Raw genomic sequence first — 18197 nt, forward strand, 5'->3', positions numbered from 1 at the left:
TAAAAAGGGCGGAAGCATGCTTTACCCATCGGTCACAAACCGTTCGTGATCACGCAACACCGTTCCTTCACAGTGAGTGCATGACTCCAGACATGTCTCAAGTGACCCGGACGAAGCACGGACGGCCCGTGCACCACTGGCGGCGGGACCTCGTCGAACTCGCCGCCCTGTTCACGGCCGTTGCCGTGGCCGACGGAGTGGCGAACCTGATCGGGCACGGGCCCGACGGTCCGGCGCTGCTGATGATCTCGGCGATCGTGCTGGCCGCGACGGCGGGCTTCCACACGTGGTGGGCTCGGCGCCACGGCCACGCACCGCCGGCCGAGGATACCGGTGCCCGGCCGGCCGCCGATGCGCGGTCGGCCGGGCCCGTACGGAAAACGGACGCGCAGGACGTGGCCGGGACCGGCACACTGTGGCGGATGCGGACGACGGTGAAGGACGAGCCCGGTTCGCTGGCCGCGCTGTGCACGGCGCTGGCCGGGCGGCGGGTCGACATCCTGAGCCTGCAGACGCATCCGCTGGCCGACGGCACGGTCGACGAGTTCCTGCTGCGGTCGCCCGAGGCGCTGGCGGGGGCCGAGATCACCCGGGCGGTCGCGCTGGCCGGTGGTGCGTCCACCTGGATCGAGCGGGCCGACGCCCACGACCTGGTGGACGTTCCCACCCGGGTCCTCGGCCTCGCGGCGCGCACCGCGCTGGACGCCGCGGAACTGCCGCTGGCGCTCCGGCAGTTGCTGGGCCGGTGCACGATCCGTTCGCTGCCCGGCACGCCGGTCGGCGGGGGGCGCGGCCCGGAGCCCGTGCCGGTCGAGGGGGTCCTGGAGGACACCGTGATGCGGCTGCGGGCGCCGGAGGGCGGTGTGCTCACCGTGGAGCGGCCGTATCTGCCGTTCACGCCGACCGAGTTCGCGCGGGCCAGGGCTCTGGTGGAGCTGGACAGCCGACTGGGTCCGCGCATCCCGCGCGGCCAGGACGTGCTGACGCTGCCCGAGGGCAACGACATCGCCGTGCGCCGGGCGGACACCGGTGACCTGGCGGCGGCCCGGGCGATGCACGAGCGGTGCTCGAAGCGCACCCTCGGCATGCGGTACCACGGGCCCGTCGGGGACGCCGACCGCTATCTGAACCACCTGCTCAGCCCCCGGTTCGGACGGACGTTGGCAGCCCAGACCCCCTCGGGCCGGATCGTCGGCCTCGGGCATCTGCTGTGGGACGGCGACGAGACCGAGGTCGCGCTGCTGATCGAGGACGACTGGCAGCGGCGCGGCGTCGGCGCCGAACTCCTCGGCCGCCTGGTGGCGATGGCGGTGGAGGCGGGCTGCGAGAGCGTCTACGCCGTGACGCAGGCCTCCAACACCGGGATGGTCGCCGCGATGCGCGGTCTCGGGCTGCCCCTGGACTACCAGATCGAGGAGGGCACCCTGGTCATCACGGCCCGCCTGGACGCCGCCCCGGTCGCCGCGCGCACGCCGTTCGGCGGCGGTGAGGAGCGGCTCGGCGGGGCGGCCCGCCGCGACTGAGCCCGGCTCGATGACGGACGGCCCGGCGGTTTCCCGCCGGGCCGTTGTCGTGCGCACCCCCGTCAGCGCACGGCTTCCTGGAGCGGTACCGGCGTGGCGGCCCGCTCCCCCAGGGCCTGGTCCAGGTCGGCCCACAGGTCGTCGACGTCCTCCAGGCCCACCGACATCCGCAGCAGCCGGTCGCTCACCCCGGCGCCGCGCCGGTCGTCGGCGTCGACGATGCGGTGGCTGATGGAGGCGGGGTGCTGGATGAGCGTGTCCACGCTGCCCAGGCTGACCGCCGGGGTGATCAGCCGGACCTGGGAGATCACCTCGTGCGGGTCGCCGTGGACCTCGAAGGCGACCATCGCGCCGCCGAGGCGCGGATAGTGGACACGGGCCACCCGCGGGTCGGCGGCGAGCCGAGCGGCCAGCTCGGCGGCGTTCGCGGAGGCGGCCCGGACCCGCACCGGCAGCGTGGACAGGCCCCGGAGCAGCAGATAGCCGGCCAGCGGATGCAGGACACCGCCCGTGGCGAAACGTATCTGCCGAAGCTGTCCGGCGAACTCCTCGTCGCAGGCCACCACACCGGCCAGCACATCGCCGTGGCCACCGAGGTACTTGGTGGCGCTGTGCAGCACCAGCCGCGCGCCCTGTTCGACGGGGCGCTGCAGAACGGGGGTGGCGAAGGTGTTGTCGGCGAGCAGCGGGACCGAGCCGCAGGCGTGGGCGATCGCCCACAGATCGAGTTCGGCGAGCGTGGGGTTGGCCGGGGACTCGACCATCACGAGACCGGTGTCGGCGCGCAGCGCGTCGGTGATGCCGGCCGGGTCGGTCCAGGTCACCTCCGTGCCGAGGAGCCCGGCGGTCAGCAGATGGTCGCTGCAGCCGTACAGGGGCCGTACCGCGACCACATGGCGCAGGCCCATGGCGGAGCGGGCGAGCAGGACCGCGCTGAGCGCCGCCATGCCGCTGGCGAAGGCGACGGCGGACTCGGTGCCCTCCAGCCGGGCCAGGGCGGTCTCGAAGCGGGCGACGGTCGGGTTGCCGAGGCGGCCGTAGATCGGCGGGCCCACCGGGTCGGCGCCGTCGGTGGCGAAGGCGTCGATGCGAGCCGCCTCGCCCCGGCTGTCGTACGAGGGGTAGGTGGTGGACAGGTCGATGGGCGGGGCGTGCAGGCCCTGCCGGGCGAGGTCGTCGCGGCCGGCGTGCACGGCCTCGGTGGCCAGTGCTCTCGATGCGGTGCGTACGGCGTCGTAGGCACCCGTGCTCGCTGTGTCCATGGGCGGAAGGTTGAACACAGGACGGGTCACCGGAATCGAACACCGTGCTACGTTCGGCCAATGGCTGAATCTGTCGTACTGGATCCGGTGGATCTTCACCTGCTGAGGCTGCTGCAGAACGACGCCCGGACCACCTACCGCGATCTCGCCGCGCAGGTGGGCGTGGCGCCGTCGACCTGTCTGGACCGGGTGACCCGGCTGCGCCGCGCGGGCGTGATCCTCGGCCACCAGCTGCGGCTGGATCCGGCGAAGCTGGGGCGCGGTCTGGAGGCCCTGCTGTCGGTTCAGGTCCGGCCGCATCGGCGGGAGCTGGTCGGGCCGTTCGTGGAGCGGATCCGGGTGCTGCCGGAGTCACGGACGGTGTTCCATCTGACCGGGCCCGACGACTATCTGGTGCATGTGGCCGTGGCGGACATGGCCGATCTGCAGCGGCTGGTGCTGGACGAGTTCACCGCGCACCGGGAAGTGGCCCGGGTGGAGACCCGGTTGATCTTCCAGCAGTGGGACTGCGGGCCGCTGCTGCCTCCGGCCACGCCCAGAGCGGAATCACGAATACCTGGGTGACGCAGGCATAGTCCCCGTACGAGGATGGGCGGCATGTCTGAGATCCAGAGCCCGCTGCCCCGCCAGGTCGCCGACACCTATGTGGACGACCTCATCGCCCTCGACCCGGTCACCGGCACCTACCTCGGTGTGAAGGAGAGTTCGAGCAGGCTGCCCGACTACTCGCCGCGGGGCCGGGAGGCCCTCGCGGAGCTGGCGCGGACCACCCTCGCCCGGCTCGACGAGGCGGAGCGGCAGCCCGGCGCGGACAGTGACGTCGAGCGCCGCTGCGGGCGGCTGCTGCGGGAGCGGCTGACCGCCGAGCTGGCCGTGCACGAGGCCGACGAGCACCTGCGCGAGGTCGGCAACCTGAGCACGCCCGGTCACTCGGTGCGTGAGGTCTTCACGGTCACGCCGACGCAGACGGAGGAGGACTGGGCGGCCGTCGCCGAGCGGCTGCGTGCGGTGCCGGGGGCGCTCGCGGGCTACCAGGAGTCCCTGGCGCTCGGTCTGGAGCGCAAGCTGTACGCGGCGCCGCGGCCGACCGCGACCTTCGTCGAGCAGCTCACCGAGTGGTCGGACACCGACGGAAAGGGCCTCTGCTGGTTCGAGGACTTCGCCGCCGCCGGCCCGGACGCGCTGCGCGCGGAGCTGGACGAGGCCGCCCGCGCGGCGAGCGCCGCCGTGGTGGAGCTGCGGGACTGGATGCGGGACGTGTACGCGCCGGCCATCGAGGGTGCCCCGAACACGGTGGGCCGCGAGCGCTACGCGCGCTGGTCCCGCTACTTCAACGGCACCGACCTGGATCTGGACGAGGCGTACGCGTACGGCTGGTCGGAGTTCCACCGCATCCTCGGCGAGATGCAGCAGGAGGCGGAGAAGATCCTGCCCGGCGCCAAGACCCCGTGGGTGGCGCTCGCGCACCTGGACGAGCACGGCCGCCACATCGAGGGTGTCGACGAGGTCCGGGAGTGGCTGCAGGGCCTGATGGACAAGGCCATCGAGGATCTGGACGGCACGCACTTCGACCTCGCCGAGCGGGTGCGCAAGGTGGAGTCGTGCATCGCCCCGCCCGGCGGTGCCGCGGCCCCGTACTACACGCCCCCGTCGGAGGACTTCTCGCGTCCCGGCCGCACCTGGCTGCCGACCATGGGGTTGACCCGGTTCCCGGTGTACGACCTGGTGTCGACCTGGTACCACGAGGGCGTGCCCGGGCATCACCTCCAGCTCGCGCAGTGGGCCCACGTCGCCAAGGACCTGTCCCGCTACCAGGCCACGGTCGGCGGGGTCAGCGCCAACGCGGAGGGCTGGGCGCTGTACGCGGAGCGGCTGATGGACGAACTGGGCTACCTCACCGACCCGGAGCAGCGGCTCGGCTACCTGGACGCGCAGATGATGCGGGCGTCCCGCGTGATCGTCGACATCGGCATGCACCTGGAGCTGGAGATCCCGGCGGACTCCCCGTTCCACCCCGGTGAGCGGTGGACGCCGGAGCTGGCCCAGGAGTTCTTCGGCGCGCACAGCAGCCGGCCCGCGGACTTCGTGGAGAGCGAGCTGACCCGGTACCTGACCATTCCGGGCCAGGCGATCGGCTACAAGCTCGGTGAGCGGGCATGGCTGCTGGGCCGCGAGAAGGCCCGCGAGCGGCACGGCGACGCCTTCGACCTGAAGGCCTGGCACATGGCGGCCCTCTCGCAGGGTTCGCTGGGCCTGGACGACCTGCTGGACGAGCTGTCCCAGCTCTGACCTCGCCGGTGACCCGGGGTTGACCGTGTTCAAGGCGGGCCGGGTATGCAGGGCATCGCGGTGTCGTGCGGCACAGGGTGATGCAGTTGGACACTCGCGCCGTACGCGGCCGGCCGCCTCGCCACCGCGTGCCCGATTCCGGCACGCCTACCGGCTCCGGTGACGAGCGCGGTGCGGCCGCGCAGGGGCAGGGGGTTGCTGCGCAGGGCGACCCGGTCCCGGGCAGTGGACCGCACCCCGTTCGGCCGTACGGCCGCCCTCCGGTGGCGGAGCCGGTGGTGGGGCGGCTTGCTGGTGGCGAGGGGCGAGTCGGAGGAGGCGGGCCGGGTATGCAGGGAAAGGGGCCGGGTCAGGAGGCGATGGAGACCCCGCGGGCCGCCGGACTGGCCGGAGTGCTGTTCGCGCTGCTGCTGGCGGCGGCGATCGTGCTGCTGCGGCTGGGCATTCCCGAGGGGGCCGACGCGGTCGACGCCCCGGCGTTCACGGACTCCGCGCAGCGCAACGCGGTGCGGACCGCACTCGCGCTCGTACCGTTCGCCGGCATCTTCTTCCTGTGGTTCGTCGGCGCCGTCCGGGCCCACGTCGGGGCCGTCGAGGACAGGTTCCTCGCGACCGTCCTCCTCGGCAGCGGACTGGTCTTCACCGCCACGATGTTCGCCGCCGCCGCGGCGGGCGCGGCCGTGCTGGGCCTCGCGCACCCCCCGGGAGCCGGCTCCGGGGCGGTCACCTGGGACTTCGGCCGCCACCTCGCGTACACGCTGATCACGGGGTACGCGATGCGGATGGCGGCCGTGTTCGTGTGCTCCATGTCGGTGATCGGGCACCGCCTCGGCGTGCTCCCGCGCTGGCTCTCGGTGCTGGGCTACCTCACCGCCCTGACCCTGCTCCTCGTCTCGTCGAACGTCCCCTGGGCGGAGCTGGTCTTCCCCGCCTGGTCGCTGGTGCTCAGCGTCTACATCATCGTGGCGAGCGGTCGCACCAGGGCGCGTCTCACGGCGTCCGCGTGACCCCGCGGAGCCGTTCACTCGAACGGCGTGCCTGAGCGCGCGAGGCCTCCCTCGTCGCTCGCATGCTGGCGAGCGGGACATGACCGCCGTCCGAAGGCGCCCGCGCGGAACGTGGTGGCGCGCACCGGACCTGGCCACCTGAAGGACGGAGCGTCGATGAGGCTCGTCGTCGATCTCAACAAGTGTCAGGGGTACGCGCAGTGCGCGTTCCTCGCGCCCGACGTCTTCGCCATGCACGGCGAGGAGGCGCTGATCTACAACCCGCGGGCGCAGGAGGAACAGCGCGAGCGACTGGCCCGTGCCGTCGCCGCCTGCCCGGTGCAGGCGATCACGGCCGACGGTCTTGACGGCACGGGTGACGACGCCGCGTCCGGCCGGGAGGCGTCCGATGGTCACTGATTACGTGGGCCGGCTCAGGCGCGAGGGCCGGATCGTGATCGTGGGCGCCTCGCTGGCCGGCCTGCGGGCCGCCGAGACGCTGCGTGCCGAGGGCTTCGCCGGTGAACTCACCCTGATCGGTGACGAGCCGTACGATCCCTACGACCGGCCGCCGCTGTCCAAGAGCGTCCTGCTGGGCAAGGCGGACCCGCTCCATACCGAGCTGCCCCGGCGCCGCGAGATCGACGCGAAGTGGCGCCTCGGCGTCCCGGCGGCGGGGCTCGACATGACCGCGAAACGGGTGCGGCTGGCCGACGGGGACGAGGTCGAGTACGACCGCCTGCTGATCGCGACCGGTGTGCGGGCCCGGCCCTGGCCGAAGGAGTCGGAGGCGCAGCTGGACGGCGTCCTCCTGCTGCGGACCCGGAACGACGCGGCCGCCCTGTACCGGCGGCTGAAGGCCGGTCCGCGCCGGGTCCTCATCATCGGCGCCGGGTTCTCCGGGTCGGAGATCGCCTCGGCCTGCCGGGAGATGGGCCTCGCGGTCACCGTGGCGGAACGCGCGGGCGCGCCGCTGGCGGGAGCCCTCGGCGGGGTGATCGGCGCGGTGTCCGCCGAGCTGTACCACGAGAACGGTGTCGACCTGCGCACCGGTGTCATGGTCACCGGCCTGGAGGGCGACTCGGTGGGCCGGGTGAAGGCCGCCCATCTGTCCGACGAGAGCGTCGTCGAGACGGACCTCGTGGTCGTCTCGCTCGGCTCGACGCGCAACACCGAGTGGCTGACCGGGTCGGGGCTCGGCGCGGGTCCCCGGGGCATCGCCTGTGACGCGGGCTGCCGCGCCTTCGACTTCCGGGGCATCGTCACCGACGACATCTTCGTCGCGGGCGACGTCGCCCGGTCCCCGCACGCGCTGTTCGGCTACCAGTTCCTCTCCCTGGAGCACTGGGGCAACGCCGTCGCGCAGGCCGAGATCGCCGCGCACAACATGATCAGCCCCAGCAGCGACCGCCGCCCGCACCTGTGGGTGCCCGCCTTCTGGTCGTCGCAGTTCGGCGTGAACATCAAGTCCGTGGGCGTCCCGCCCATGGGCGAGCAGATCATGATCACGCAGGGCTCCCTGGCGGATCGCCGGTTCGTCGGCGTGTACGGCTACCAGGACCGTGTGATCGCCGCCGTGAGCTTCGACAACACCCGGTGGCTGGAGTTCTACCAGCGGGAGATCGAGCGAGGTGCGCCGTTCCCGGTGGAGTACCCGACGGTCGACCGCCGCCCCGAGGGCCGCCAGCCGGTCCCGGCCGAGTTCCCCGACCCGTCGCTGCCGACCCACGGCCCGGGCGTGACCCTCAGCGGCTACTCACCGACCGACCGGCAGCTCGTCTTCACCCCGGCCCACTGACCCGGCGCCCGGACCCCGCTCCCCCGCCACGGACCTTCACGCCCCAAGGACTCCGCATGACGCACGCCTCGCTCCTGAGTCAGATCACCGACTTCGCGAACCGCGCCAACCCGTATCCGCTGTACGAGGAGCTGCGCAAGACCCCGGTGCTGCACGAGGAGGAGGACGGTCCGTACGTCATCAGCTCGTACTGGGACATCAAGAACCTGCTCCACGACCCGCGGATCAGCTCCGACGCGGCCAACGTCACCGCCCCGGGCGACGACGAGCTGTCGGGGGCGGAGGCGACGGGGCTGCCGCCGAGCTTCATCCGGCTCGACCCGCCGGAGCACGACCGGCTGCGGCGGATCGCCAACAGCTCCTTCGGTCCGCCGCACCGGCCCACCCGGATCGACTCGATGCGCGGCGAACTCGCCCAGATCGTCACCGGCCTGATCGACGGGTTCGGGGACGCACGGCAGATCGACGTGGTCGACCAGTTCGCGTACCCCTTCCCGGTGACCGTGATCTGCCGGCTGCTGGGCGTGCCGCGCGAGGACGAACCCCGCTTCCGTTCCTGGGTGGACCCGATCGTCGCCGGCCTGGACCCCGACACCCGCGCGAGCGCCGAGGCCATGAAGACCGCGCAGGAGGCCCGGCTGCAGCTCGGTATGTACCTGAACGGGCTGGTGGAGAAGCGCGCCAGGGAACCGCAGGACGACATGCTGTCCGACCTGGTGAACAGCCACGGTCCGGACGGCGCGATGACCGCGATGGAGGTGCTGAGCACGGCGGTGCTGCTGCTCATCGCCGGTCACGAGACGACCGTCAACCTGATCACCAACGGCATGCTCACGCTGCTGCGGTACCCGCAGCACCTCCAGCGGCTGCGTGACGACCCGGGCCTGTCCGTGAAGATCGTCGAGGAACTCCTGCGCTACGAACCGCCGGTGCAGCTCGTGCCGCAGCGCACCTGCATCACCGACATCGAGGTGCGCGGCGTCACCATCCCCAAGGGCTCGCGGATCTGGCTGGTCCTGGCCGCGGGCAACCGGGACCCGGAGCGCTTCCCCGATCCCGACCGGTTCGACCCGGACCGCGGGGACATCCAGCACCTCGGGTTCGGCAGCGGCATCCACAGCTGCTTCGGCGCTCCGCTGGCTCGGCTGGAGGCCCAGATCGCGCTGGCCGAACTGGCCCGGCGGCTCGACAACCCCCAGCTGGTCGAGGACCCGCCGCCCTACCGCCCGAACGCCGTGCTGCGCGGCCCGCGCCACCTCAACATCACCTTCGACGGCCTGCGTTGACGGCGGGCGCGCCCCGGCTCAGTCCGCGAGCCGTCTGAGCTGGACCAGCCCGACCCAGGTCTCGGGGCCGGGCTGGGCGTAGGCCGCGCGCACCGCGTACGGGCCCGGTTGCAGCGGCACGCGCAGGTGCTCCTCGCCCTCCGCCGCGCCGCCCGGCCAGGCCGAGTCGAACAGCACCACCGGGCCGGGCACGTTCCAGCGGATCTCGTGTTCCCACACGGCCGCGTGGAGCGCGCCGGGGATCTGGGCCAGCAGCTCGCTCTCGGAGTTCGCGGCGGACCAGCGCACGAAGGTGCCGTGGTCGGGCAGGTACGAGGTGGAGGCGGGTTCGTCGCCGAAGACGAGGGCGGTGCTGTCGCCGACCGGGAGCAGGCCGACGTAGCCGTCGACCTCGCACGCGCGGTCGTAGTCCGTGGCGAGCTCCTCGCTGTCGGCGCCCGCCCAGAACGGCAGCACCGTCTCCGGTACGGCTATCAGCGGGCCACCGCCCGACTCCACCCACTCCAGTGCGCCTGGATCCGCGTATCGAGCCATGCGCAGAACCTACACGGCGGGCGTCAGCAGCCGCACTCGCCGTCCACGGGTGCGGTCAGCGGGTCGGCGTCCCGGCGTGCCGGTCCCTGCCAGGTCTCGTAGGCGAAGCCCTCCCGTGCCCAGTACTCGAAGCCGCCGAGCATCTCCTTGACCTGGTAGCCGAGTTCGGCCAGGGCGAGCGCGGCGCGGGTGGCGCCGTTGCAGCCGGGGCCCCAGCAGTACGTCACCACGGGTACGGACTTGTCGAGGAGTTGCTCGGCCTGCTCGGGGATGAGCGCGGTGGGCAGGTGGACCGCGCCGGGGACGTGCCCCTGGTCCCAGGACTCGGTCGAGCGGGAGTCGAGTACGACGAAGCCGGGGTCGCCGTCGGCCGCGAGCGCGGCGGCCACGTCCGAGACGTCGGCGTGGAAGGCGAGACTGGCCCGGAAGTGGGCGGCTGCCTCGGCGGGGGCGGCGGGCGCGACCCGCAGGACGGGGTTCACGGAGTTGGTGATCATGGCCAGAAATCTATGGCGCTCGGCCGGGTCCCTGAAGCGGGGATCCCCGGGGTTCCCCTTGATCGGCCGGGAATTTCCCTGCTATCCATCCGGGATGACCGTGTATTCCCCGGACGCCACCGACTGGCGCATCCTCGAGGTCCTCCAGCGGGAGGGCCGGGCCAGCTACGCCGAACTGGCGCGCGCCGTCTCGATGTCGCCGAGCGCGGTCACCGAACGGGTGCGCCGACTGGAGGAGGCCGGTGTCATCCAGGGGTACGCGGCGGTCGTGGACCCCGAGCGGCTCGGCCTGCCGATCCTCGCGTTCGTCCGGCTCCGCTACCCGAACGGCAATTACAAGCCCTTCCACGACCTGGTGGCGGCGACTCCGGAGATCCTCGAGGCCCACCACGTGACCGGTGACGACTGCTTCGTCATCAAGGTCGCCGCGCGGTCGATGCCGCATCTGGAGGAGATCTCCGGCCGGATCGGCGCGCTGGGTTCGGTGACCACGAGCGTGGTGTACTCCTCGCCCCTGCCCCGGCGTCCGCTCGGCCGCTGACCGTCACCCGCCCCGCTGCCGCAGCGACGACCCCGACCTGTCCTTGACGACCTCCAGCTGGGCGTGGATCCGGCGGCGCAGGTCGGCGACATGGCTGACGATGCCGACGCTGCGGTCGCGTTCGCGCAGCGAGTCGAGGACGTCCAGGACCTCGTCCAGGGTCTGGTCGTCGAGGCTGCCGAAGCCCTCGTCGATGAAGAGGGTGTCCAGGCGGACGCCTCCGGCCTCGTCGGTGACGACGTCGGCGAGGCCCAGGGCGAGGGCGAGGGAGGCGAAGAAGGTCTCGCCGCCGGACAGGGTGGCGGTGTCCCGCTCGCGGCCGGTCCAGGCGTCCACGACGTGCAGCCCGAGGCCGCTGCGGCCACGTCCGGTGCGGTCGTCGGAGTGGACGAGGGTGTAGCGGCCGGACGACATGTGCTGCAGCCGTGCGGTCGCGGCGGCGGCGACCTGCTCCAGGCGGGCCGCCAGGACGTACGACTCCAGGCGCATCTTGCGTTCGTTGTCCGCGGAGGTGCCCGCCGTGAGCGCGGCCAGGCGGGCCACCCGGTCGTACTCGGCGCGCAGCGGGGCGAGTGCGCGTACTCCCGCGGCGGCACGGGCGGAGAGGCGGTCCAGCTCGGTGCAGCAGCGGGCGGCCGCGTCCCGTGCGGAGGCGGCCGCCCGCAGCCGGCGTTCCGTCTCGGCCGCCGTCCGCTCCGCCTCGGCGAGGTCGGCGGGCGGCTGCTGCGCGGCGGCCGCGGTGTCGGCCTCGGCCAGCACGGCGCGTACGGCCGCCTCCTCCGACTGCCAGGCGTCCAGGCGGTGTTGGAGGTCGCGGTGGGCCACGTCGTCCAGCAGGGCGGCGGCCGCGGCCTGCGGGGTGTCGAAGCCGGCGCGGTAGGCGGCGTCGGCGAGGCGGGCGTCGGCGTCCTTGAGCCGCTGCGCGGCGTCCTGTGCGGCGCTCGCGGCGTGGGCGGCGTCGGTGAGCAGCGTCGCCTGCCGCTCCAGCTGTGCGGCGCGGTCGGCCACGCTGGTCGCGGCTCCGCGCGCCTGCGTCAACTCCTGCTCCAGGTGGGCGTGTTCACGTTCCAGGGTCTCGCGCCGGGTGAGCCGGGAGGCGGCCCGTACGGCGGCCTCCTGGCGGGCCTGAAGGCGCTGCTCGCGCTCGCGCTCGGCCTTGCGCAGCTCCTCCTGGGCGGCGTGCAGGGCGGAGGCGTCGCGGCGTGCGCGCGCGTAGTCCTGCTCCAGCCGGTCGGCCTCGGCGGCGAGCCGCGCGGTGGGGGTGTCACCGGCCTCGGCGGTGGCGGCGGCCAGGGCCTCGCGTACGACGCCGAGGCGCCGTTCGTCCTCGGTGTGCTGTTCCTCGGCGCGCCGGTGGGCGGCCTGGGCGCGTTCCTCGGTCTCGCGGTCGACGTGTCCGGCGACCTTGCGGGCCGGGGCGGGGTGTGCGGTGGCTCCGCAGACGGCGCAGGGTTCGCCGTCGGTGAGGTGTGCGGCCAGTTCGGCGGCGATGCCGGTCAGGCGCTGTTCCTTGAGGTCCAGCCAGTGGGTGCGGGCGTCCAGGGCGCGTTGTCCGGAGGCGAGGGCCCGGCGCTGTGCCTCCTCCAGGTCGGCGGCCAGCTCGTCCCGGGTCCGTGCGGCGTGCAGGCGCCGTCGTGCGGGTTCGCGCTGGACGGCGAGCTGTTCGGCGCGGGTGGCCGCCTCCTGCGCGGACTCGGTGCGGGACTGCAGGGCCGCGCGCGTGGCGTCCCACTCGGCGAGCCAGGCGTCGGCCTCGCGCAGCACGTCCTCGTCGGCACGCTCCTGCCGGTCCAACCCGGCCCGTTCCTCTACCAGTTCGGCGAGCCGCCGTTCGGCGCGCCGGGCCGACTCGAGACCGCCCAGCTCCTCGGCGGCGCGGCGGGCTGCGGCCGCGAGGCCCGCGGGGCCTGCGTCGGCATAGGAGCCGGGAAGCGTACGGCGTGCTCGTGCCTCGACCTCGGCGGCCGCGCCGTGCTGGGTCTCGGCGGCCTCCCGCAGCTCCAGCGCGGGCGCCACCGCCTCCGCCTTACGGGCGCGCGCCATGCGCTCCTGGGCCTCCCGGTGGGCGCCGGCCCGGTCCTGAAGGCGTTCGGCCCGCTGCCGGGCCTCGGCGAACCGGCCCTGCAGCCGGGCGAGTTCGCGTACGTCGTCCAGGGTGCGCTGCGCCGCGGCCCGGCCGGACTCGGCGGCGGCCAGCCGGCTGTGGGCGACGGTGAGGCGCTCCCGCACGGTGCTGCGGGCCACGGCCGCGGCACCGAGGACGGCCTCGGCCAGGCCGGGCTCGCCGGGGCTCAGCTCGGGCAGCTCCATCGCGTCGCCCGCCTCCTGCTGCATGCGGTGCGCGTCGGCGAGGAGCGCGGCGTCGCCCTCCCGTACCCGGGCCTCGGTCGTGCGCCGGCGCTCCGCGAGCCGCTTCTCGACGTCGGCGAAGCGCTGGGTGTCGAAGAGACGGCCGAGGAGGCGGCCGCGGGCCTCGGCGTCGGCGCGCAGGAAGCGGGCGAAGTCGCCCTGGGGCAGCAGGACGACCTGGCAGAACTGCTCGCGGCTCATCCCGAGCAGCTGGGTGATCTCCTCGCCGATCTCCTGGTGGGAGCGGCTGAGGTCCTTCCAGGCGCGGGCTGTGGCGTCGTACTCGCGCAGCCAGGTCTGGGCCTTGTCGACGGTGGTGCCCGTGCCGCGCAGCTTCTTGCGCTCCCAGGGCGGCTGCCGGGTGATCTCCAACCGGCGTCCGGCGACGGTGAGTTCGAGGCGTACCTCGGTGCGGGTGCCGGGCTCGGCGTGGTCGCTGCGCAGGTGCATGCCCTGGCCGCTCTGCCGGGCGCCGGGCACGGAGCCGTAGAGCGCGTAGCAGACGGCGTCCAGGACGGAGGTCTTGCCCGCGCCGGTGGGGCCGTGCAGCAGGAAGAGCCCGGCGGCGGACAGCGCGTCGAAGTCGACGCTCTGGGAGCCGCCGAAGGGGCCGAAGGCGGTAATGTCGAGCCGGTGCAGCCTCACCGGGCCACCTCCCGGACCGCGTCGTCGGCGCGCACCGCGTCGAAGGCCTCGCCGAGCACGGCCGCCTCCTGTTCGTCGGGCCCGGCGCCGCGCACATGGGCCACGAAGTCCTGGGCGATCTGCTGGTCGCTGCGGCCGGCCAGGCGCCGGGCGTACGACACCTCGGGGTCGTCCGGGGCCCGTTCCGGGTCGAAGACCAGGCTGAGGGTGTGCGGGAAGCGCTCGGTGAGCCGGGCCATGGGCTCGGCGGGGCGGACCGGGTCGGTGAGGGTGGCCTCGACCCAGGCGTGCTCGTGGCGGGCGAGAGCGGGGTCGGCGAGGAGGTCGTCCAGGGCGCCCCGGACGCGGGCCAGCGGGCGCGGCACCGGGCAGTCGAGCCGCTCGGCGGTGACCGCGCCGGTGGCGTCCAGGTCGACGAGCCACATGCTCTTGCGGTGGTCGGCCTCGGAGAAGGAGTACGCGAGCGGGGAGCCGGAGTAGCGCACCCGCTCGGTGATCGTCTGGCAGCCGTGCAGATGGCCGAGCGCCACGTAGTCGACGCCGTCGAAGACCCCGGCGGGCACGGCGGCCACTCCGCCGACGGTGATGTCCCGCTCGCTGTCGCTGACCTGGCCGCCGGTGACGAAGGCGTGGGCGAGGACGACGGAGCGGGTGCCCGGCGGGCGGCCGGCGAGGTCGGCTCGGACGCGGTCCATGGCGGCGCCGAGCACGGTCTCGTGGCCGGCCCTGTCCACCGCGAACTCGTCCTTCACCAGCGCCGGTTCGAGGTACGGCAGCCCGTAGAAGGCCACGTCGCCGTGGGCGTCGGCCAGCACGACCGGGGTGCCGACGGCGGACGGCTCGGTGCGCAGATGGATGCCGGCGCGGTCGATGAGTCCGGCGCCGACACCGAGGCGGCGCGCCGAGTCGTGGTTGCCGGAGATCATCACCGTGGGCACGCCGAGGGCGGCGAGGCGGTGCAGGGCGTCGTCGAACAGCTCGACCGCGGCGAGCGGGGGTACCGCGCGGTCGTACACGTCCCCGGACACGACCACCGCGTCCACCGCGTGCTCGCGCACGGTGGTGACGAGGTGGCCGATGAAGTCGGCCTGGGCTCCGAGCATGCTCACCCGGTGGAAGGCCCGGCCGAGATGCCAGTCGGACGTGTGCAGCACTCTCACGAAACCGCTCCGGCCCGCACGACTACCCCATCCACACCTCAAGGACCCACACGAACCCGGACAGGCTCGCGCACAGCACCCACCACGCTAATGCCTCGGCACACCTGATCCACCACGGACCTCGATGCACGACCGGCAACCGTGCCTGGTATGCCGGTAAATCACCTTGATGTGAACAAAAGTCGGCCGCTGCACGACCAGACGGTTGTCGTGCGCGTCACGTGCCGACCTCGGCGTCCCGCCAGCCGTTCGGGCGGGTGCTCCGGGTGACGGCCTCGGCGGCGGCGCGGACGTGGGGCAGCAGGCGGACCGGCTGGATGAGGTCGACGCGCCCGACCGCTCCGACGGCGGCGACGACGGCGCCACGGCTGTCGCGCACCGGAACGGCGCTTCGAGGCCGAGCGGGACTACTTCGTCACCCTCGACCCGCCCCGCCCGGTCGACCCGGGGACGGTCATCCGCGAGTTCGACTACACCCACCCGGTCATCGACATGGCGCTGCGCGCCCGGCAGTCCGTGATCTACGACGCCAACGAGGGCGGCCAGGTCAAGCCGGGCGGGTCGTACTTCCACTCCAAGCAGCTGGGCCCGGACCTGATCGGGTCCCACGAGGCCGCGTTCTCGGCGGGGTCCCAGGCCGCGGCCGAGATCCTGCGCGAGCTGTCCTGACGCGTCTCAGTGCCCGGTGTGCCGCCGTGCCGACTCGTTCTCCTGGGCCATGCGCCTGAGCGCCAGCAGCGCGGGCTCCAGGAGGACGGTCAGCAGCAGCGCGTGCTCGGCCAGCTCCAACGGGTCCTCGATGCCGTTCAGTTGGTCGAGGTCGAGGACCGCGGTCCGCTCGGCGAGCCGGGCGTAGGGCAGCAGGGTGTGCCAGTCCCGCGGGATGCCCAGCGAGCGCAGGGAGGCCAGGGTCTCGGCGAGCGCGGCACGGGCGGGCGCCGACTCGTGCACGTCCCAGCCCAACTCCTTGACCAGTGCGTCGACTTCGGCCGCCTCGGGAGCCTGCTCGGCGGGCTCCTCGGCCAGCCGGATCGCGCCGAGGGCGAGGCCGAGGGTGAGGTGCGTGTCGCCGGTGTGCTGGTCCAGGGCTTCGAGGAGGTCCCGGGTGGTGCTGACGGACAGCCCGCGCACACCGGTCAGCGCGCGGATCAGACGGAGCCGGCGCAGGTGCTGCTCGTCGTACTCGGCCTGGGTCGCGGCGGTCTGCCGGCCGGCCGGGAGCAGGCCCTCACGGAGGTAGTACTTGATCGTCGTGACGGAGACGCCGCTGCGGCGGCTCAGCTCGGACATGCGCATCGGATCGGCTCCACTCTTGAAAACTGGATACCTCTACTGTCTAACATGGATAGTAGAGGTATCCAATTTTGGATCCCTCCCCTCGCCCTGCCTCTGACCCGAGAAGGCCGCAGCCATGCCGACCCTGCCCTGGACCACCGTCAACAAGCCCGCGCCGGATGCCGAGGCGTTCGTCATGGCGTCCCGTCTGGAGGTCCGCTCCCTCAAGGACGTACCGCGCTTCTTCCTCAAGTCCCTGATCGCCTGGCGGCAGGTCTCCGGCGCGCCCGGCGCCTACGGCGCCTCGCTGATCGCCGAACCCTTCAAGCGCACGTTCTGGACGCTGTCCGCCTGGCAGGACAAAGACGCGCTGTACACGTACGCACGGACCGAGCCGCACAAGTCGATCATGACCGGTCTGCGGCCCACGATGAAGCAGTCGGTCTTCACGTTCTGGGAGGTCCCGGCGGCGGAGCTGCCCATCGACTGGTCGGACGCCAAGCGGCGGCTGGCCGAGCAGAACACGAACGCCTGACCCCGCTCACCCTCATCAGGAGACCCCCGTCATGACGCTGTCCGAAGAAAACCCGGTCCTCGACGATCCGGTCGTCGCCGACCCGGAGCGCACGGGTCGGCGCGCTCCGCTCTGGCTCGCGATCGTCGCCTGCAGCGTGCCGATGTTCATGGTCGCGCTCGACAACCTCGTCGTGTCCACGGCCCTGCACACCCTGGCCGTCGACCTGAAGGCCGACACCCAGGAACTCCAGTGGTTCGTCAACGCCTACGTCCTCAGCTTCGCGTGCCTGCTGATGACGGGGGCCGCGCTCGGTGACCGGTTCGGCCGCCGGCAGGTGTTCGTGCTCGGCATCATCGTGTTCACGCTGGCCTCCGCGGGCTGCGGCCTGGCCGACACCAGCGCCCAGCTGATCACCTTCCGTACGATCCAGGGCTTCGGCGCGGCGGCCGTGATGCCGCTGTCGCTGACCCTGCTGTCCCAGGCCGTGCCGGACCGGATGCGCGGGCTGGCGCTGGGCCTGTGGTCGGGGATCAGCGGCCTGGCCGTCGCGATGGGCCCGGTGGTCGGCGGTGCGGTGGTCGACGGGCTGGACTGGCGGTGGATCTTCTGGATCAACGTGCCGGTGGGCGTCGTCGCCGTCCCCCTCATCCTGCTGACGCTGCGCGAGAGCTCGCTGCCGGGGATCCGCCTCGACCTGGTCGGCATGCTGCTGGCCGCTGCCGGACTGTGCGCGGTGGTGTGGGGCATCGTGCACGGCGACACGGACGGCTGGCGTTCGGCGAAGGTGCTGGGCGCCTTCGCCGGGGGTGCGGTGCTGCTCGCCGTGTTCGTGCTCTGGGAGGCCCGGGCCGCGCAGCCGATGCTGCCCCTGTCCTTCTACCGGATACGGGCCTTCACGCTCACCAACATCGTCTCCGCGGCGATGTACTTCGGTGTCTTCGGCTCGCTGTTCCTGCTCGCCCAGTACCTGCAGATCGTGCCCCCGCGGACCCCGCTGGAGGCCGGTGTGCGCACCCTGGCCTGGACGCTGATGCCGATGTTCGTCGCGCCCGTCGCCGGTGTGCTCACGAACAAGGTCGGCGGCGGCCGGTTGATGGCGCTCGGCCTGTTCCTGCAGGGGGTGGGCCTCGGCTGGATCAACCTGGTCGCGGACACCGACACCGCTTACTCGGCCATGGTCGGCCCGATGATCGTCGCGGGCATCGGCATGGGCTTCGTCTTCGCGCCCACGGCGGCGGTGGTGCTCGCCTCGGTCGCCAAGGAGCACGCGGGCAAGGCCTCCGGCGCGAACACCACCGTCCGGGAGATCGGCGGGGCGCTCGGCATCGCCGTCCTCAGCACGGTGTTCGTGGCGCACGGCAGCACCCGCAGCCCCCAGGAGTTCGTCGACGGCCTGCACCCCGCGGTGTGGGTCGGCGTCGCCGTGGTCCTGGTCGGCGCCCTGTGCGCGCTGGGCATTCCCCGCCCGCGGTGCACGGTCTCCGAGGAGGCGTGAACGTCTGAGAGGCGTGCGGTCCGGCCGACCCCTTACGGGC

Annotated in this window: 18 protein-coding genes and 1 pseudogene; 11 read left to right on the plus strand and 8 right to left on the minus strand. The window is 73.0% G+C overall.

The features are described 5' to 3' along the window. Positions 1-80: 80 nt before the first annotated feature. Positions 81-1523: a GNAT family N-acetyltransferase gene (locus tag ACFY3C_RS39445; protein ID WP_390774262.1), complete on the plus strand. Its 1443-nt coding sequence runs from the start codon at positions 81-83 to the stop codon at positions 1521-1523. 62 nt (positions 1524-1585) lie between these two features. Here ACFY3C_RS39445 and ACFY3C_RS39450 read toward each other — a convergent pair whose 3' ends face one another. Beyond that, on the minus strand, positions 1586-2785 hold the full coding sequence (locus tag ACFY3C_RS39450; RefSeq protein WP_390774263.1) for a trans-sulfuration enzyme family protein: 1200 nt from the start codon (positions 2783-2785) through the stop codon (positions 1586-1588). Positions 2786-2845: 60 nt separating this feature from the next. Between ACFY3C_RS39450 and ACFY3C_RS39455 the strand changes: the two genes are divergently transcribed. Beyond that, on the plus strand, positions 2846-3349 hold the full coding sequence (locus tag ACFY3C_RS39455) for an Lrp/AsnC family transcriptional regulator (protein WP_386579806.1): 504 nt from the start codon (positions 2846-2848) through the stop codon (positions 3347-3349). 33 nt (positions 3350-3382) lie between these two features. Then, positions 3383-5074 (plus strand): DUF885 domain-containing protein, encoded by a 1692-nt coding sequence (locus tag ACFY3C_RS39460; protein WP_390774264.1) that lies wholly within the window; start codon positions 3383-3385, stop codon positions 5072-5074. 50 nt (positions 5075-5124) lie between these two features. Here the strand turns inward: ACFY3C_RS39460 and ACFY3C_RS39465 are convergent. Beyond that, positions 5125-5310, minus strand: a pseudogene (locus tag ACFY3C_RS39465) (hypothetical protein); the annotation flags it as partial. A 93-nt stretch (positions 5311-5403) separates the two neighbouring features. On the opposite strand from ACFY3C_RS39465, the gene ACFY3C_RS39470 reads away from it, so the two are divergent. The 4 genes from ACFY3C_RS39470 to ACFY3C_RS39485 all read left to right on the plus strand — a co-directional run bounded on the left by ACFY3C_RS39470 (position 5404) and on the right by ACFY3C_RS39485 (position 9144). Then, positions 5404-6081: a hypothetical protein gene (locus ACFY3C_RS39470; RefSeq protein ID WP_390774265.1), complete on the plus strand. Its 678-nt coding sequence runs from the start codon at positions 5404-5406 to the stop codon at positions 6079-6081. Positions 6082-6237: 156 nt separating this feature from the next. Next, positions 6238-6480, plus strand: a complete 243-nt coding sequence (locus ACFY3C_RS39475; protein WP_390774266.1) for a ferredoxin — start codon at positions 6238-6240, stop codon at positions 6478-6480. Further along, a complete protein-coding gene (locus ACFY3C_RS39480; RefSeq protein ID WP_390774267.1) occupies positions 6470-7858 on the plus strand; it encodes an NAD(P)/FAD-dependent oxidoreductase in 1389 nt (462 codons plus the stop codon). Before ACFY3C_RS39475 ends, ACFY3C_RS39480 begins: the two co-directional genes overlap by 11 nt. Before the next feature lie 56 nt (positions 7859-7914). Then, positions 7915-9144 (plus strand): cytochrome P450, encoded by a 1230-nt coding sequence (locus ACFY3C_RS39485; RefSeq protein WP_390774268.1) that lies wholly within the window; start codon positions 7915-7917, stop codon positions 9142-9144. A gap of 18 nt (positions 9145-9162) precedes the next feature. Here the strand turns inward: ACFY3C_RS39485 and ACFY3C_RS39490 are convergent, their stop codons facing one another. Together ACFY3C_RS39490 and ACFY3C_RS39495 are read right to left on the minus strand one after the other, a co-directional pair. After that, positions 9163-9678 carry an immunity 21 family protein gene (locus ACFY3C_RS39490; RefSeq protein ID WP_386579795.1) on the minus strand — a complete coding sequence of 172 codons (516 nt, stop codon included), beginning with the start codon at positions 9676-9678 and terminating at the stop codon, positions 9163-9165. A gap of 23 nt (positions 9679-9701) precedes the next feature. Continuing rightward, on the minus strand, positions 9702-10175 hold the full coding sequence (locus tag ACFY3C_RS39495) for a rhodanese-like domain-containing protein (protein ID WP_386579794.1): 474 nt from the start codon (positions 10173-10175) through the stop codon (positions 9702-9704). Between the two features lie 94 nt (positions 10176-10269). Here ACFY3C_RS39495 and ACFY3C_RS39500 point away from each other — a divergent pair, with 94 nt between their 5' ends. Then, positions 10270-10716, plus strand: a complete 447-nt coding sequence (locus tag ACFY3C_RS39500) for an Lrp/AsnC family transcriptional regulator (RefSeq protein WP_386579793.1) — start codon at positions 10270-10272, stop codon at positions 10714-10716. Positions 10717-10719: 3 nt separating this feature from the next. Here ACFY3C_RS39500 and ACFY3C_RS39505 read toward each other — a convergent pair whose 3' ends face one another. The 3 genes from ACFY3C_RS39505 to ACFY3C_RS39515 form a co-directional block, all read right to left on the minus strand. Then, positions 10720-13710: an AAA family ATPase gene (locus ACFY3C_RS39505; protein WP_390774269.1), complete on the minus strand. Its 2991-nt coding sequence runs from the start codon at positions 13708-13710 to the stop codon at positions 10720-10722. Then, complete coding sequence (locus ACFY3C_RS39510; protein WP_390774270.1) at positions 13707-14870, minus strand: exonuclease SbcCD subunit D; 1164 nt, start codon at positions 14868-14870, stop codon at positions 13707-13709. Before ACFY3C_RS39510 ends, ACFY3C_RS39505 begins: the two co-directional genes overlap by 4 nt. Positions 14871-15087: 217 nt before the next feature. Next, positions 15088-15249, minus strand: a complete 162-nt coding sequence (locus tag ACFY3C_RS39515) for a hypothetical protein (protein ID WP_390774271.1) — start codon at positions 15247-15249, stop codon at positions 15088-15090. Between the two features lie 113 nt (positions 15250-15362). Here ACFY3C_RS39515 and ACFY3C_RS39520 point away from each other — a divergent pair, with 113 nt between their 5' ends. After that, entirely contained in the window at positions 15363-15539 is a 177-nt protein-coding gene (locus ACFY3C_RS39520) for a hypothetical protein (RefSeq protein WP_390774272.1), read from the plus strand. A gap of 6 nt (positions 15540-15545) precedes the next feature. Here the strand turns inward: ACFY3C_RS39520 and ACFY3C_RS39525 are convergent, their stop codons facing one another. After that, positions 15546-16166: a MerR family transcriptional regulator gene (locus ACFY3C_RS39525; RefSeq protein WP_386579787.1), complete on the minus strand. Its 621-nt coding sequence runs from the start codon at positions 16164-16166 to the stop codon at positions 15546-15548. Positions 16167-16281: 115 nt separating this feature from the next. On the opposite strand from ACFY3C_RS39525, the gene ACFY3C_RS39530 reads away from it, so the two are divergent. Beyond that, positions 16282-16680, plus strand: coding sequence for a DUF3291 domain-containing protein (locus ACFY3C_RS39530; protein WP_390774273.1), 399 nt, complete (start codon positions 16282-16284; stop codon positions 16678-16680). 142 nt (positions 16681-16822) lie between these two features. Continuing rightward, a complete protein-coding gene (locus ACFY3C_RS39535) occupies positions 16823-18157 on the plus strand; it encodes an MFS transporter (protein ID WP_390774331.1) in 1335 nt (444 codons plus the stop codon). Positions 18158-18197: the final 40 nt, after the last annotated feature.

Origin of the sequence: Streptomyces sp. NPDC001410 (assembly GCF_042895235.1) — a bacterium.
GTDB lineage: Bacteria > Actinomycetota > Actinomycetes > Streptomycetales > Streptomycetaceae > Streptomyces.